Genomic DNA, 15,734 nt, shown 5'->3' with positions numbered 1-15,734 from the left:
AATAAAGATTATAAGGAGGTGTATTATGAGAGAAGTTGTTGATAAACTTGTTGAATGGCTCAGAAGTTCTGTAAAAGAAGCTAATTGCAAAGGAATAGTTTATGGACTAAGTGGAGGGGTTGATTCAGCTGTTATTGCTGCACTTTCAAAACTAGCCTTTAATGATGAATCTTTAGCTATAATGATGCCGATAAACAGTTCTGAAGAAGACGAAAAAGATGCTAAGTTGGTTATTGATAAATTTAAACTTAATGCAATTAAAGTAGACTTGTCTAAAACATATTCCATTTTTACAGATTCCGTTGAAAAAGGAGATAATCTAATGGCTTATGCAAATGTTAAGCCGAGACTTAGAATGACAACCTTGTATTATTATGGACAATTAAAAAATATTTGGTTGTTGGAACAAGTAATAAATCAGAATTTACTGTTGGATATTTTACTAAATACGGGGATAGTGGTTCTGATCTTATGCCACTTGTGGATTTTACAAAGAAGGAAATTTATGAACTTGCAAGATTTTTGGGTGTTCCCGATAAAATAATTCAAAAGCCTCCAAGTGCAGGACTTTTTGAAAATCAAACTGATGAAGATGAAATGGGATTTTCCTATGATGATTTAGAGAAATTTATAAATAATGAAAAATTAGATAAAAATATAGAAGAGAAAATAAAAAAGATGGTAAAATTTTCTGAACACAAGAGAAATTTTGCTAAAGGATTTAGGAGGTAATTATGTCAGGACATAATAAATGGAGTACGATTAAACATAAAAAAGGAAAAGAAGATGCAAGAAGGGGTAAAATTTTTACAAAACTTGCTAGATATATAATTGTTGCAGTTAAAGAGGGTGGAGCAGATCCTGAATACAATCCCGCTTTAAAAACTGCCATAGAAAAAGCTAAAGCTGAAAATATGCCTAACGATAATATTGAAAGGGCATTAAAAAAAGGTGCCGGGGATGGAGATGCAAGCAACTATGAAACTATAATCTATGAAGGATATGGTCCGGAAGGTATTGCGGTTGTAGTTGAATGTTTAACAGATAACAGAAATAGAACTGCTGCAGATGTAAGACATGCTTTTGATAAACATGGTGGAAATCTGGGACAAAATGGTTCAGTTTTATTTATGTTTGAGAAAAAAGGGGTTATTGTTATTACAAGAGAACAAGCTGAAGAAGATGATTTAATGGACTTTGCTCTAGAAAATGGAGCTAGTGATTTTGAATCTGATGAAGAAGTTTATACAGTATATTCAGAAGTTGCAGACTTCATTACTTTAAGAGATGCACTACAAGAAAAAGGATATACTTTTAGTGCTTGTGATTTAGAATACGTTCCAAGCAACAATTCACAAATTACAAATCCTGAAAATATAAAGAAAATGGTTAAGATGATAGATCAACTTGAAGATAATGATGATGTTCAAAATGTTTATCATAATTGGGAAATACCGGAAGATTTAGATGTAGAATAAGATGAAAAAAACATTTGCTTTTTTGATTTCTTTAAGTATTATTTTATTTGTTTTATTATATTCAATAGATTTTATGGCTAAAGATATTTCTTATTATAATAATTTTCATAATGAATATAAAATTGAAGAAGAGTCAGGACTTTCTAAAGAATGGATAGAAAGTGCAAGTAATTCACTGGTTGAATTTATTAAAAATGGAGATAAAGAAGTTTTAAAACATCATTTTAATAAAAAAGAAATTTCTCATATGGAAGATGTATATAAACTTTTTAAACTTGATAGAGTAGTCTATACATCTTTATTTATAATTACTTTAGTCGTGTTTTTATATAAATTACTTAAAAATGACTTTATATTTTTTAAATATATAAGAAAGTATATTTTAATAACATATATTACTGTAATTTCTTTTTAGGCATTTGTTCTTTATTCTTTTCTGAAAGTTTTATATATTTTCATAAATTATTTTTTAATAATGATTTATGGCTTTTAGACTATGAAACAGATTTAATGATAAGAATTTTACCGGAAGAATTTTTCTTTATCTTGTTTTTAAATGTATTAGTATTATCTACTATAGGTATTTTTTTAGTTTATATTTTTCTTAAATTTAAAGACTATGAATATAATTAGGAGGAAATATGGAAGTAAAAATTGACAGAGTTGCTTTTTCTCTATTCGGAATAGATATAATGTGGTATGCTATTATAATTTGTTTTGGAATTATGGCAGGTCTTTTTGTTGCTACAAAAAACTCTAAACTCAGAAATATAAAAGAAGATGAGATTTCAAATCTTTTGCTTTTTGCATTACCTATAAGTGTAATAGGAGCTAGAATATATTATGTAGTATTTGAATGGGAAAATTACAAAGGTAATTTTTTATCTATGATAAATATTAGAGAAGGTGGACTTGCAATATATGGCGCTGTAATTGCAGCTATTATAGTGGTTTATTTTTTGGTAAATATAGAAAAATTAATTTTAGAGATTTAGCTGATGTTTGTGCACCGGGACTAATTCTTGGTCAAGCAATAGGAAGATGGGGAAATTTTATAAATCAAGAGGCTCACGGAACTGAAACTAATTTACCTTGGGCGGTTATAATAGATGGGAAAAAATATCATCCAACATTTTTATATGAATCAATTGGAAATTTTTTGATTTTTATTTTTTTGATGGTTTACATCAGAAAATATCAAAAGAAAAAGGGAGAGGTTTTACTCCTTTATGCAATTCTATATGGAGTAGTAAGATTTTTTGTTGAAGGTTTGAGAACTGATAGCTTAATGTTTTTAGGATTCAGAGTTTCACAAGTCTTATCTTTAGTTGGAGTAATTATAGGAAGTGTATTATTCTTTTTGAATAGAAAATATGGGAAAGATATTTAATGATTTACAATTTAATATTTTTAAACAAAAAATTTTAACTACATAGATTTATTTTATGTAGTTTTTTTGTATAAAAAATTAGATAAATTTAGAAATTTAAAAAATATTTTTGGAAAATTACTCCACTTTTTTATAATTTTTTTATAAATATTGAAAATTAGAGAAGTTTATTAGAATATGAATTTTAATTTGTTAAAAAATTTTTATTAAAAAGGGTTGCAAAATATGAAAAAATAGTATAAAATATAAGTGTAATAATAATTGTGGTATAATATGGAGTAAAATGGAGTTAGTTTTTAGGGGGTGATGGCATTGTTTTTAGGAGATTTTCCACATACTTTAGATGATAAAGGCAGATTAATTATGCCATCAAAATTTAGAAATGAACTGGGAGCTAATTTTATAGTAACTCGTGGACTTGAAGGTTGTCTGTTTGTTTTTACTGAAAAAAAGTGGATTGAATTTACAGAACAATTAAATTCAAAGGGTTTTAGTAAAAAAGATGTTCGTTCAATTACAAGATTCTTTTGTAGTTGTGCGATGAATACCGATTTGGATAAGCAAGGAAGATTTGTAGTAAATAAAAATTTGCGTGAATTTGCAGAAATTGAAAGAGATGTAATGATTATCGGAGTTTCAGACAGAATCGAAATATGGTCTAAAGAAAAATGGGATGAATATAGTAAAGCTGAATACAGCGACGATGCTATTATGTCTGAAAGATTTGACGGTCTTGATTTTTAAGGAATATGTTTATGGAATTTAATCATATACCGATAATGTTAGATGAAGTAATAGATGGTTTAGATATAAAACCTGACGGCATTTATGTAGATTTGACTGTTGGTGGTGCAGGTCATTCAACAGAGATATTAAAAAGAATAAAAAACGGAAAACTAATTTGTGTTGACCAGGATGAGGAAGCTTTGTCAGTTGCAAAGGAAAGACTTTTAAAAATATCAGAGAATGTTTTGTTTTATAAAAGTAATTTTGAAAATTTTAAAGAAATTTTGGATTATTTCAATATAGACAAAGTTGATGGTGTTTTGTTGGATATTGGAGTTTCTTCCTATCAAATAGATAACGGACAGAGAGGTTTTTCATATATGATTGATGCTCCATTGGATATGAGAATGGACAGAGATCTTAAAAAGAGTGCATTTGATGTTGTAAATTATTACAATTCTGAAGATTTGGAATATATTTTTTATAACTATGGTGAAGAAAAATGGACAAAGAGAATTGTAGAATTTATAGTTAATTATAGAAAAGAAAAGTTAATAGAAACTACTTTCGAATTAGTTGATATTATTGAAAGGGCTATTCCGAAATCAGTTAGAGCAAAAGGTGGACATCCTGCAAAAAGAGTGTTCCAAGCTATAAGGATTGAGGTTAATAGAGAACTTGAAGTTATTAAAAAAGTTATTCCTGACATTGTAGATAGACTAAATAAAGATGGTAGATTATGTATTATTACTTTTCATTCTTTGGAAGATAGGATTGTTAAGGATTCTTTTAAAGAATTAGCAAGAGGTTGTATTTGTCCTAAAGAATTATATGTTTGTGTTTGTAATAATAAACCAAAAATAAAAATTCTAACAAAAAAACCAATAATACCTTCCGAAGAAGAGATGAATGAAAATTCAAGATCGAAAAGTTCGAAATTGAGGATTTGTTCAAAAATTTAGGAGGATGATTTATATGAGCACGGCTCAAGTAAAATATATTAATGTTTCAGGCGAGAGAATTTCAGAACAAAACACTAAAGCCTACGGAATTACCAGAGAATCCAGTTTATATAAAAATATTACACTTTTTATATTCACTTTTATTACATTAGTTTTTAGTGTAGTAATTTTATATGGATATCTAAATATTGCTCAACAAAATAGAATAATAAATACACTAAACTCTGAAATTCGCTCGTTAGAAACTGAAAGAGATGATTATAATATGAAACTTGAGCCTTATAAATCTGTAGATAGGATTGCAAAGCTCGCAAGACTTAATTACAATATGGATTTTCCTAAGAAGGAACAAGTTAAATATTTGGATAAGATTGATTAATTTATTAAACTTAAACAGGGGAGTTTAAATGAAAAATAAGAAATATAGTATTAAAAATAAAACAGTCTCTTCTCGTTCGGCTGTTTTATTTTTTGTTTTTATAATAATTTTTAGCACTATAATTTTTAAATTGGCATATCTACAATTATATTCAAATAATAAATATAGTATTGAACAATTTAAAGATTCAGTAAGTTATACTTCACTTGAAGCTAAAAGAGGTTCGATTTTTGATAGAAACGGAAATACATTGGCAAAGAGTATAAGTGTATATAATGGATATTTTTCTACTTTTGATTATAATCGTTATAAAAAATCTAATGCGAAACTTAAAGATGCAGAAACAAAGAAATTAGATAAAATCTTTGATATATTACAGTTGAATAAAGAAGAAATATTTGAAAAAGCAGATCAATATAATAATTTGTTGATAAAGAAAGATATTACTGAAGAACAGAATGCAACTGTTAAGTCTAAAAATTCTCTTATTGTTAGTGTAACTAATAATAAAGAGGTGTATTTTTCAGTATTAGAATATGATAAATTTAAACTTTATACTCAAAAAGCTAGAGAAGCGGAAGAGAAAAAATTAGATGAAATTTTTTCAGTTCTTGAGATTGATAAGAAAAAAATATTTGACAGAGCGGAAAGGGGTACTAACTTTAGAATAAAAAAAAGTATAAGTCCTGAATTGGCAAAAGAAATTAAAGAAATAAATTCTTCCATAATTAGTATTGAAATAGAACAGAGTAGAAATTATATTGATGGGACTTTAGCTCCTTTTGTACTTGGTCATACAAGTGAAAATGGAGGTCAAAGTGGAGTTGAAAATTCACTTAATGAAACTCTTTCTGGAACAAATGGGTCTAAAAGGGTTATAAGAGAAAATTTAAATAAGTCTGTAGAGGATGTTATTGAAGCAAAAGATGGAAAAGATTTATATCTAACTATAGATAGTACAATTCAAAAGTATGTTTCAGAATATGGACAACAATATTTTGAAAAAGAAAAACCGGTTAAAATGACAGTTATCGTCTCAGATGTAACAAATGGAGATATTGTAGCTATGGATAGTTTTCCAAAATATGATACAAATAATCCTACAGTTCCTCTTGATGAAGATGTAGTTAAAGAATTTGATAGTTTAGAAGAAAAAGAAAGATTAGAAAGAATATTTTCTATGTGGAGAAATCCTGCGGTGAGTGATACTTATGAACCGGGATCTGTATTTAAACTTATAACAGCGTCTTCATCATTAGAAGAAAATACAGATACTTTAGATTCTACTTTTTATTGTAATGGGTTTATTAAAGATATTCCCGGAATTACACTTAGATGTTTTAACTGGCAAAACCCACATGGAAAAGAGACTTTTACTGAGGCACTAGATAACAGTTGTAACCCTGCTTTTGTACAAATGGTTAGACATTTAGGAAAAGAAAAATTTTATAGATATATAAATGGATTTGGTTTTGGTAAAAAAACAGGAATTAATTTACCGGGAGAGTCTGTTGGACAGATACCTAAATCATTATCAGATATAGGTGCTGCAGAACTTGCAACTATGAGCTATGGACATGGTATTTCTGTTACTCCTATTCAGATGATTACTGCGGCAAACGCTGTTGTAAATGGAGGATATTTATTAGAACCACAAATTAGTGTTAATAATGTTGAGAAAGATTCTGAAGGAAAAATTAAAATAAAAGATAATGAAGCCATAGTTAAAAATCAAATTATTTCGAAAGAAACAAGTGATAAGATGAGAGTTTTAATGGAACATGGTGTAACTGATGGTATTGTCAACAAAGTTTATTCTAATAAGGTGAGAATTGGGGGAAAGTCAGGAACTACAATTAAAGCGGTAAATGGTAAGTATGACGATCAAAAGACAGTTGCATCATTATATATTGCATTTCCTATCGAAAACCCAAAATATAGTATTTTGATTGTTTTTGATGAACCAAAAGCGAATGTAGGTGGTACAAGTGTTTGTTCTCCACTAGCAAAAAAACTTGCTGAAGAAATAGTTGACTATAAGCAAATTACAAATAATAATAATGATGAAAATGCTATAGTAAGAAAGACAAAAGTTCCGGATGTCAGAGGTCTTACCTTGGAATATGCAACAGAACTTTTAAAAGGACAATATTTAAATTATAGTATAGAAGGTTCCGGTTCTTCAAAATCTGTTGTTACCGGACAAAATGAAGAACCCGAAAAGAGATTAGTTGAAGGAAGTACAGTTAATTTGACCGTTTCTGATGATGAAAATGAAAAATTATTAGTTGTTGATTTTTCAAATATGTCTTATCAACAAGCTATGAATGTAGTAAATAAGATGGGGTATAAATATAAAACTTCCGGAGGTAAAGGAAAATTTGTATCTTCAAACAAACAAATAGGAAGTTATATTTCAAAAGATGAAGAAATAGTTCTAACATTTGAAGATTAATTTAGGAGATGATAAAATGAGTATATCAAGATTTACAATTTGGAGTATTTTGCTTGGATTTTTTCTAACAATTATTATAGCAAAATTTTCAATTCCATATCTAAGAAAATTTAAACTTGGTCAAAATATAAGAGATGATGGTCCTCAAAGTCATCTATCTAAAGCCGGAACACCAACTATGGGGGGAGTGTTTTTTGTAATTGCCATAATACTTACAACATTTTTCTTAGGTAATTTTTCTAGAGAAGTATTTGCTGTATTAATCGGAATGTTAGGCTTTACACTTATTGGTTTTTTGGATGACTTTTTTAAACTCGTTATGAAAAGATCTTTAGGACTTACAGAAATTCAAAAATTAATTATTCAATTTATAATAAGTATTATTGTAATAATTTTTATAGAAAAAGTTGTAGGGACAGATTTAAGATACCAATTGATTCCTTTTGTAAAAGGTCCGGTAAATTTTGGTTGGTTTATTTATCCAATATTAGTTTTTGTAATGATTGGAACTGCAAATGCGACAAATTTAACTGATGGATTAGATGGGCTTTCTTCTTCAGTATCAATTCCGGTGTTTTTAGGACTTGGACTAATAAGTTCTTCAAGATTTCCAAGCGTTGGAGTCTTTTCTTTAGTATTTATGGCAAGTTTAATGGGTTTTGTTATGTTTAACTCATATCCTGCTAGAGTATTTATGGGAGATACCGGTTCAATGGCGTTAGGTGGTGCAATAGCAACGATATGTATATTAAATGGGATGATTTTCTACTTGCCAATTATTGGCGGAATTTATGTTATAGAAGCATTATCTGTTATTATTCAAGTTGTTAGTTATAAAACTAGGAATAAAAAGAGAGTTTTCTTGATGAGCCCTATCCATCATCATTATGAATTAAAAGGGTATAAAGAACCACAAATTGTAACATCCTTTGCTGTAATTAGTGGGATATTGACAATAATATCAGTATATTTGTTTTTTAATATTTAATAGGAGTATTTTATGGGAATAGTAGATAAAAAAGTTTTGGTTATAGGATTAGGATTATCAGGAATTTCAACTATTAAAACTCTCAGTTCTCTAAAAGCTGAGGTGTATTGTTATGATGATAAAGAAAAATCAGAATTGCAAAGAGTTTTTGAAGAATTAAAAAATTTTAATTATAAATTTATAAAAATTATAAAGATTATGATTTTGATTTTGTAGTAAAAAGTCCGGGAATTAAACCATCTAATGAAATAATTAAATATTTTTCAAATAAAAAAGTTCCAATATATACAGATTTGGAATTAGCTTATACTCTATTTCCAAAAAGAAAAATAATTGCAATTACCGGTACTAATGGAAAAACTACTACAACAAGTTTAGTTGGAGAAATTTTTAAAACCGCAAATATAAAATCGAAGGTAGTTGGAAATATCGGAATTGGAATGCTATGGAAAATTTTTAATTCAGATGATGAAACTGTCAATATTATAGAAGTTAGTAGTTTCCAATTACATAATATTGAAAAGTTTAAACCTTTTATTGCATCTATTGGAAATATAACTCCGGATCATATTGACTGGCATGGAAGTTTTGAAAATTATATAGAAGATAAATTAAAAGTATTTAAGAATATGGATAAAAATGGAAATCTTGTTTTAAATATTGATGATGAAATTTTATGTAAGTTAGATGTAACAAATACAAATGTTACAAAAATTTCATTAAAAAATAAAAATTCGGATTTTTATTTTAGTGAAGATGCTTTTTATCATAATGATAAAAAGATATTTTCAATGAAAGATTTAAAAATTTTAGGAAAGCACAATGCTCAAAATGTTTTAATTTCTGTTGCAATCTGTTATAATTATGGTATAGATTTAGATACTATAATTTTTGCGTGTAAAAATTTTGGTGGTGTTGAACATAGAATCGAATTTGTTAGAGAATTAAATGGTATAAAATTTTATAACGATTCAAAAGGAACAAATGTAGATTCAACTATAAAAGCTGTTGAAGCCTTGGAAAAACCTATTATATTAATACTGGGTGGGTATGACAAACACGTTGATTTTACCCCTTTATTTAATTGTTTTAATGGAAAAGTAAAAGCTATAATATTAGTTGGAGATACAAAGTACAAATTTTATGATACTGCGAAGAAAAATGGATTTGATAATAATATAATAGTTAATGATTATAGAGAAGTTGTTGAAAAATCTTTTGAAATTGCCGAAAGTGGAGATAATGTATTACTTTCTCCAGCTTCTGCAAGTTGGGATATGTTCAAAAGTTATGAAGAAAGAGGAAATTTATTTAAGAAGTTGGTAAATGAATTGTAATGATTAAATTTGATAAATATGCTAAAAAATTGGTCATAGTTGTTATGTTTTTACTTCTTTTTGGAAGTATAATGGTATTTAGTACAAGTTGGCCATATAGCTATAGACTAAAGGGAAATGAAATAGATATAATAAGAAAACATATAATATTTGTTGGCTTATCGATTATATTTATGTTCTTAGTTTCATATGTAAATATTTTAAAATTTAGAAAACAAAGTAAAAATTTTTTTATATTTGCATTTTTGCTGGGATTTTTAGTGTATTCTCCATTGGGAATCAATATTTATAATGCTAGAAGATGGGTTGGAATTGGCGGTTTAACATTTATGCCTTCAGACTTTATGAAAATTGCTTCTATAATGATGATGGCATATGTTATCGATAAATATAAAAAGAATTTTACTTTTAAAAATGTATTTTTTAAATATTTAATGATAGCAGGAATTGCGGCGTTTTCAGTTATGATTCAACCTGACCTTTCCAATACATTGATAATAATTGGAACTTTGACTGCTATGTATATAATTGCAGGTATGGATAAAAAGGCAATAATGTTTTCCGGACTTGGAATTTCAATTGCCAGTTTTGCTGCTGTATATATGTTAAAATCCGGATATAGCAGAACTAGTAGAATTCAAGCATTTATTGATCCGTTAAAATATAGAGATTCAAAATCTTGGCAACTAATAAAATCACTTTTTGCTATAACAAATGGCTCTATTTGGGGCGTTGGTCTTGGAAATGGAAGACAAAAATATACCTTATCTGAAGCACATAATGATTTTATTTTTGCAACAATAGCTGAAGAATTTGGATTTATCGGCTCTGTTTTTTTAATTGGAGTATATATATATTTGGCATATCTGGGAATTATGATTTCAAGAAATGTTAAAAATTTATATGGAAAGATGGTAATACTGGGAATTACATTCTCAATTGGATTGCAAACATTAGTTAATATAGGAACAGCTACGGGGACGATTCCTCCTACGGGAGTAACTTTGCCTTTTGTAAGTTATGGTGGATCTTCCTTAGTTATGACTTCAGTAATGATTGGTATTATTTTAAGTATTGCCAGATATGATGTAAAAGGGAGATAATATGAAAGTTGTTATAACAGGTGGTGGTACAGGAGGACATATATATCCTGCCGTTGCAATAATTGAAGAATTAAAAAGAAGAGATGAGAATATAGAAATTTTATATATAGGTTCTAAAAACAGCATGGAAAGCGAATTAATTCCAAGTTTAAATATAGATTATAAATCAATAGAAGTTATGGGACTTCCTAGAAAAATTAATAAGAAATTTTTCAAATCAATTTTTGTTTTACTTAAAGGATTAACTCAAGCAAAGAAAATATTGAAAGAATTTAAACCTGATGTTGTTATAGGAACCGGAGGTTTTGTAACGGGTCCTGTTTTATATAAAGCTCATAGACTTGGGATTTATACAATATTTCATGAACAAAATAGTTATCCTGGAATTACTAATAGAATTCTGTCAAGATATGTTGATTCAATGGCTGTTACTTTTAAAGAATCAATTAAATTTTTTAAAAACAATGAAAAATGTATTGTTACAGGCAATCCTATTAGGAATAGATTTCAAAATTTAGATAGAAAAGAAGCCTTAAAGTTTTTTAAACTTGATGAAAATTCTAAAAATATTTTTTCTTTTGGAGGAAGTAATGGAAGTGAAGAACTTAATAAAGCTATAATTGGAATATTAGACAAATTTTATGACAATAATGAAATTTCTCTAATTCATGTAACCGGAAAAAGTAATTATGAGAAATTTATAGAAGATATGAGGAAAAAAGATATAAAAATTGGTGAGAATGTAAAAATTCTACCTTATATGATTGAGATGGATAAGGCTTATGGAGTTTCCGATTTAGTTATTACTAGCTCTGGAGCGATAACTTTAGCTGAAATATCAAAGATAGGTTTGGCAAGTATTTTAATACCAAAAGCATATACTACCGAGAATCATCAAGAATTTAATGCAAGGGCATATAAAGAAATTGGGGCAGCCGAGCTTATACTAGAGAGAGAGTTAAATTCAGATTTGTTATGGGAAAACATAGAAAAAATAATTTTTGATAATAATAAACTTGAACAAATGAAAGAAAATGCAAAAAAATTTGCTACACCTAATGCGGTTAAAGATTTTGTTTCAATATTTTATGATAAATTTAAAGGGAGATAGATATGTCTAGTAATAACAAAGGAAAAAACCTAAAATATTTGTTAAAAAGAAATTAGATGAAGTCAGTTCGGTACATGATGAATTTTATGAATATGACAACATAAAGTCTAAAAATAACACTTTAGATGAATCGTTTTTTGAGGAATTTAAAAGTGTAGATTTTGAAAAAATGAATTACGAGAAAGAACATCCTTCTTCTGAAAGTATAAATGAAGAAAATATTTCATCAACTGATATCATTGAAGATGAAATAGTTCAAGAACTTAAAGACGATATAGTTGATTTAGAAAAAGAATCAGAAGAAATTCTAATTGATGATAAAATAGAAGAAATAGAAGATGATTTAATTACAGAAGAACCTATAATTGAGTCGAAAAATGAGGAAATTGAAAATGTTGATGATGAGGATGATGATTTTGGAAGTTTAGATTCTGAAGAAGATGTTATGTCTGTGGAAGATATAAAATCTATAGAAGAATCAGATGTGCTACCATTAGTAGAAAATAATCAAGAGGAAAGTTCTATTGAGAATGTAAATGAGGAAGAATCAATTTTCAATCAATATAGTATATCAAATGAAGAAGATTTGAGTAAAGAAGGCAACTATGATTCTTTATTTGAAAAAGAAGAAGTTCTTAATTCTCTTGATGAATTAGAAGAAGATGACGATGACTTTGGTAGTTTAGAAGATGAAACTTCAGTAATTCAATCTGGTTATGAGAATATTAGTCAAAAAGCAAACTATTATGAGAATTTAGTAGATACTACAGATGAATTAGAAGAAGATGAGGATGACGAAGAATACTATATAGATAAAAAGGGAAGAAAGAAGAAAAGAAGAAGTGGATTTAGAATATTCTTTAAGTTTTTATTAGCTTTTTTATTAGCTTCAGCAGCTATAATGGTATATTTTGGATTAACTCACGATTTATTTAAGATTGATTATATAAATGTTATTGGAAATGTTGCAAATGAAAAAGAAATATTAATTGGTAAAAGTGGAATAAGTGTTGGAGATAACATATTCTTAGCATCTACAAGTAAAATCAAGAAAAATTTAAAAGAACTTCCAAATATTGAAGATGTTAAGGTAAGAAAAAATTATCCTAATATAGTAGAGATAGAAGTTAAAGAAAATTTTGTAAGTGCTTATATAAACACTGCAAGTGGACTAACTACTATTGACAACTATGGTAAAGTTAAAGAAGTAGCGACTGATAATTCAAAAGCATCAGGAGCTCAATTAAAAGGCATTGCCGAAACTGGATTAAAAGTAGGGGAAGATTTTTCTACAGACGAGACGAAGGTTAAATTCTTATTGGATATTTTGACTAAAGAATATTATTTTGATATTGTCAGTATTGATTTTACAAATGATCAAGAAATAATTATAGAATTTAAAAATTCTTTAAAAGTTACATTTGGAGATTTAAAAGACTATTCGAAGAAAACACAAATTATAGGAATTTTAATTAAGAAAATTCAATTAGAAGGAATAAATGCAACTGAAATTATACTAAATGTTGGAGAAAATCCAATAATTGTAAAAAATAGTAGAAATTTATTAAAAAATTTAGTATAATAACATTGGTTACCTAAAAAATTAAGTATAAAACTATATAGGAGGAAATAATAATGGCATTTGAGATGGAAGTATATGGAAATGATTTAGCTAAAATCAAAGTTTTCGGTATTGGTGGCGGTGGAAACAACGCTATTTCAAGAATGAAACAATGCGGACTAAGAGGAGTTGATTTTGTAGCTGTAAATACAGATAGACAAATTTTAAATTCTATTGATATAGAAACAAAAATTCAAATAGGAGAAAAATTAACAAGAGGTCTTGGAGCAGGTGCAAATCCATCTGTTGGAGAAAAAGCTGCAGAAGAAAGTAAAGAAGAAATAATGAAAGCTCTTGAAGGAACTGATATGGTATTTGTAACTGCCGGTATGGGTGGCGGAACTGGTACAGGTGCTGCTCCTATTGTTGCAGGTATTGCAAAAGAAATGGGAATTTTAACTGTAGGTGTGGTTACTAAGCCATTCACTTTTGAAGGAAGAAAAAGAGCTATTCAAGCTGAACAAGGTATTGAAGCACTTAAAGAAAAAGTTGATACACTAATTACTATTCCAAATGATAAATTAATTCAAATTTCTGAAAAGAGAACAACTATGTTGGAAGCATTTGCTATGGCTGATGAAGTTTTAATGAACGGTATTCAAGGTATTTCCGATTTAATTGCTGTTCCAAGTATAATTAACTTGGATTTTGCAGATGTTAAATCAGTAATGCAAGATCAAGGAGTTGCTCATATGGGTATTGGTATAGCAAGTGGAGAAAACAGAGCAGTTGATGCTGCTAAAATGGCAATTAACAGTCCATTACTTGAAACTTCTATTGATGGTGCAAGAGCGGTTCTTCTTAATGTTACAGCTGCAAATGTTGGTCTTTTTGAAGCACATGAAGCTGCAGAATTAATTAGAGAAGCTATTGATGGAGATGCTAATGTTATTTTCGGTACAGGAGTTGATGAATCACTTGGGGATAATATCAAGATTACTGTTATAGCAACAGGCTTTGATCCACTAGTTGCCGGAGGAATAAGAAAACTATCAAGCTATGAAAAAAACCTTCATCAGATAAAAAAGATGACGGATTAGATTTAGATATTCCAAGTTTCTTAAGATAATGAAATGTCCTAATTGTGGAGCAGAAACTACAAGAGTTTTAGATTCCAGAAATTCAAATGATAAAACTTATGTAAAGAGAAGAAGAGTTTGTGAAACATGTAATTACAAATTTACCACTTATGAAAAAATGCCTGAATTTGTAATATTTGTATTAAAAAAGATGGATCAAAACAAATCTTTTCAAGAAATAAGGTTTTTGCAGGAATAAAAAAATGCTGTGAAAAAAGAAATATTCAAGATAAAGAGATAGAGGATGTTATAGATAATATTGAAAAAGATATTAGACAAAACTACAAAAACGAAATAAAATCTACTCAGATTGGAGAGCTGGTTTTAAAATATCTAAAATCACTTGATGAGGTTTCTTATGTTCGCTTTGCTGCAGTATATAAAGATTTTAGAGATATAAAATCTTTTATGGAATATTTACAAAAAGAATTTTAGGAGATGAATTAAAAATTCATCTCTTTTTTTATGTATAGTAGTGTTATTATTTAATAGAATCAATACTAATTTAAGATATTTTAATTTATTTTTTTGCAATTTATGATAAAATAATAATGGATTATAATTAGAAATTTGTATTATTAGTGTTTATATATTTTAGGGAGAGTTTTATGAAAAAAATATTAAGCCTGTATTTATTCTAGTATTATTAATAGAAATTATAGGATTGGGATTGATTTTTTATCATTCAAGTTTGGAAAGAGCTAAGGTTAGAAAAGAGAGAGAAAAATATTATATAGTAACAGATATGAATAAAAATGATGTTTTAAAAATAGAAAAAAAACATCTTTCTTCTCAAGAGTTAAATAAAATAGTAATTACTAAAGCTGAAAATGATAAAAAATATATTGTAGAAGATAAGAAATTAATGGATGATATTATTTCTAAGATTGAATTTAGTAAATTTGTTTCCAATTCCGAACTTACTATGGAAAAAGAAGATATAACTATAACTTTTGAAAGCAATAATAATGTTTTTAGTATTTCTTTATCTTCAGAAGATAAAACAGCCGTTTTAAAATATAATGAGTATTCATTTTTTGTAACCATTTCGGATGATTTTTATAATTTTGTTTATGAATTATATTCTAAAATTTCTTAGAATAGG

The 15,734-nt window shown here is 27.6% G+C and carries 17 protein-coding genes and 2 pseudogenes; all 19 read left to right on the top strand.

From position 1 onward, the window contains the following. Positions 1 to 25: 25 nt before the first annotated feature. Positions 26 to 732 (top strand): annotated as a pseudogene (gene nadE, locus HMPREF9127_RS06085) (NAD(+) synthase). 2 nt (positions 733 to 734) lie between these two features. Then, positions 735 to 1,478, top strand: a complete 744-nt coding sequence (locus HMPREF9127_RS06080; RefSeq protein ID WP_009448967.1) for a YebC/PmpR family DNA-binding transcriptional regulator — start codon at positions 735 to 737, stop codon at positions 1,476 to 1,478. Between the two features lies 1 nt (position 1,479). Next, positions 1,480 to 1,893 (top strand): lipoprotein intramolecular transacylase Lit, encoded by a 414-nt coding sequence (locus tag HMPREF9127_RS06075; protein WP_009448531.1) that lies wholly within the window; start codon positions 1,480 to 1,482, stop codon positions 1,891 to 1,893. Beyond that, positions 1,842 to 2,111: a lipoprotein intramolecular transacylase Lit gene (locus HMPREF9127_RS09420; RefSeq protein ID WP_482198263.1), complete on the top strand. Its 270-nt coding sequence runs from the start codon at positions 1,842 to 1,844 to the stop codon at positions 2,109 to 2,111. Before HMPREF9127_RS06075 ends, HMPREF9127_RS09420 begins: the two co-directional genes overlap by 52 nt. Before the next feature lie 8 nt (positions 2,112 to 2,119). Then, positions 2,120 to 2,868: pseudogene (gene lgt / locus HMPREF9127_RS06070) on the top strand (prolipoprotein diacylglyceryl transferase). Positions 2,869 to 3,174: 306 nt separating this feature from the next. Then, positions 3,175 to 3,612, top strand: coding sequence for a division/cell wall cluster transcriptional repressor MraZ (mraZ, locus tag HMPREF9127_RS06065; RefSeq protein ID WP_009448623.1), 438 nt, complete (start codon positions 3,175 to 3,177; stop codon positions 3,610 to 3,612). 11 nt (positions 3,613 to 3,623) lie between these two features. Continuing rightward, entirely contained in the window at positions 3,624 to 4,556 is a 933-nt protein-coding gene (gene rsmH, locus HMPREF9127_RS06060; RefSeq protein ID WP_009448914.1) for a 16S rRNA (cytosine(1402)-N(4))-methyltransferase RsmH, read from the top strand. 13 nt (positions 4,557 to 4,569) lie between these two features. Then, entirely contained in the window at positions 4,570 to 4,935 is a 366-nt protein-coding gene (locus HMPREF9127_RS06055; RefSeq protein ID WP_009448488.1) for a septum formation initiator family protein, read from the top strand. A 28-nt stretch (positions 4,936 to 4,963) separates the two neighbouring features. Further along, positions 4,964 to 7,390 (top strand): penicillin-binding transpeptidase domain-containing protein, encoded by a 2,427-nt coding sequence (locus HMPREF9127_RS06050; protein ID WP_009448800.1) that lies wholly within the window; start codon positions 4,964 to 4,966, stop codon positions 7,388 to 7,390. A gap of 16 nt (positions 7,391 to 7,406) precedes the next feature. Next, positions 7,407 to 8,378 carry a phospho-N-acetylmuramoyl-pentapeptide-transferase gene (gene mraY, locus HMPREF9127_RS06045; RefSeq protein WP_009448515.1) on the top strand — a complete coding sequence of 324 codons (972 nt, stop codon included), beginning with the start codon at positions 7,407 to 7,409 and terminating at the stop codon, positions 8,376 to 8,378. Between the two features lie 12 nt (positions 8,379 to 8,390). Then, entirely contained in the window at positions 8,391 to 8,594 is a 204-nt protein-coding gene (locus HMPREF9127_RS09415; protein WP_009448539.1) for an alanine dehydrogenase, read from the top strand. Next, complete coding sequence (gene murD, locus HMPREF9127_RS06035) at positions 8,555 to 9,715, top strand: UDP-N-acetylmuramoyl-L-alanine--D-glutamate ligase (protein ID WP_482198262.1); 1,161 nt, start codon at positions 8,555 to 8,557, stop codon at positions 9,713 to 9,715. Before HMPREF9127_RS09415 ends, murD begins: the two co-directional genes overlap by 40 nt. After that, the gene (locus HMPREF9127_RS06030; protein ID WP_009449053.1) at positions 9,715 to 10,818 is read left to right on the top strand and encodes an FtsW/RodA/SpoVE family cell cycle protein; all 1,104 of its coding nucleotides are present in this window, start codon (positions 9,715 to 9,717) and stop codon (positions 10,816 to 10,818) included. The genes murD and HMPREF9127_RS06030 overlap by 1 nt, the downstream gene beginning before the upstream one ends. 1 nt (position 10,819) lies before the next feature. After that, positions 10,820 to 11,929, top strand: coding sequence for an undecaprenyldiphospho-muramoylpentapeptide beta-N-acetylglucosaminyltransferase (gene murG / locus HMPREF9127_RS06025; protein WP_009449140.1), 1,110 nt, complete (start codon positions 10,820 to 10,822; stop codon positions 11,927 to 11,929). Between the two features lie 169 nt (positions 11,930 to 12,098). Further along, positions 12,099 to 13,511, top strand: a complete 1,413-nt coding sequence (locus HMPREF9127_RS06020) for an FtsQ-type POTRA domain-containing protein (protein WP_009448897.1) — start codon at positions 12,099 to 12,101, stop codon at positions 13,509 to 13,511. Between the two features lie 53 nt (positions 13,512 to 13,564). Continuing rightward, entirely contained in the window at positions 13,565 to 14,590 is a 1,026-nt protein-coding gene (ftsZ, locus tag HMPREF9127_RS06015; RefSeq protein ID WP_009448664.1) for a cell division protein FtsZ, read from the top strand. 28 nt (positions 14,591 to 14,618) lie between these two features. Beyond that, complete coding sequence (locus HMPREF9127_RS09410; RefSeq protein WP_009448554.1) at positions 14,619 to 14,828, top strand: NrdR family transcriptional regulator; 210 nt, start codon at positions 14,619 to 14,621, stop codon at positions 14,826 to 14,828. Beyond that, positions 14,756 to 15,064, top strand: coding sequence for an ATP cone domain-containing protein (locus tag HMPREF9127_RS09405; RefSeq protein WP_482198261.1), 309 nt, complete (start codon positions 14,756 to 14,758; stop codon positions 15,062 to 15,064). The genes HMPREF9127_RS09410 and HMPREF9127_RS09405 overlap by 73 nt, the downstream gene beginning before the upstream one ends. 235 nt (positions 15,065 to 15,299) lie before the next feature. After that, entirely contained in the window at positions 15,300 to 15,728 is a 429-nt protein-coding gene (locus HMPREF9127_RS06005; RefSeq protein WP_009448567.1) for a hypothetical protein, read from the top strand. Positions 15,729 to 15,734 lie beyond the last annotated feature (6 nt).

The organism is Parvimonas sp. oral taxon 393 str. F0440 (assembly GCA_000223315.2).
GTDB lineage: Bacteria > Bacillota > Clostridia > Tissierellales > Peptoniphilaceae > Parvimonas.
This window is presented reverse-complemented; position numbering and strand designations above follow the sequence as displayed.

Bases quoted from the DNA above. Each gene is read 5' to 3' on its own strand.
- mraZ (WP_009448623.1), top strand. From the start codon at position 3,175: ATGGCATTGTTTTTAGGAGATTTTCCACATACTTTAGATGATAAAGGC.
- HMPREF9127_RS06080 (WP_009448967.1), top strand. From the start codon at position 735: ATGTCAGGACATAATAAATGGAGTACGATTAAACATAAAAAAGGAAAA.
- HMPREF9127_RS09415 (WP_009448539.1), top strand. From the start codon at position 8,391: ATGGGAATAGTAGATAAAAAAGTTTTGGTTATAGGATTAGGATTATCA.
- HMPREF9127_RS06055 (WP_009448488.1), top strand. From the start codon at position 4,570: ATGAGCACGGCTCAAGTAAAATATATTAATGTTTCAGGCGAGAGAATT.
- ftsZ (WP_009448664.1), top strand. From the start codon at position 13,565: ATGGCATTTGAGATGGAAGTATATGGAAATGATTTAGCTAAAATCAAA.
- murG (WP_009449140.1), top strand. From the start codon at position 10,820: ATGAAAGTTGTTATAACAGGTGGTGGTACAGGAGGACATATATATCCT.
- HMPREF9127_RS06075 (WP_009448531.1), top strand. From the start codon at position 1,480: ATGAAAAAAACATTTGCTTTTTTGATTTCTTTAAGTATTATTTTATTT.
- HMPREF9127_RS06050 (WP_009448800.1), top strand. From the start codon at position 4,964: ATGAAAAATAAGAAATATAGTATTAAAAATAAAACAGTCTCTTCTCGT.
- mraY (WP_009448515.1), top strand. From the start codon at position 7,407: ATGAGTATATCAAGATTTACAATTTGGAGTATTTTGCTTGGATTTTTT.
- rsmH (WP_009448914.1), top strand. From the start codon at position 3,624: ATGGAATTTAATCATATACCGATAATGTTAGATGAAGTAATAGATGGT.
- HMPREF9127_RS09410 (WP_009448554.1), top strand. From the start codon at position 14,619: ATGAAATGTCCTAATTGTGGAGCAGAAACTACAAGAGTTTTAGATTCC.
- HMPREF9127_RS06030 (WP_009449053.1), top strand. From the start codon at position 9,715: ATGATTAAATTTGATAAATATGCTAAAAAATTGGTCATAGTTGTTATG.
- HMPREF9127_RS06020 (WP_009448897.1), top strand. From the start codon at position 12,099: ATGAATTACGAGAAAGAACATCCTTCTTCTGAAAGTATAAATGAAGAA.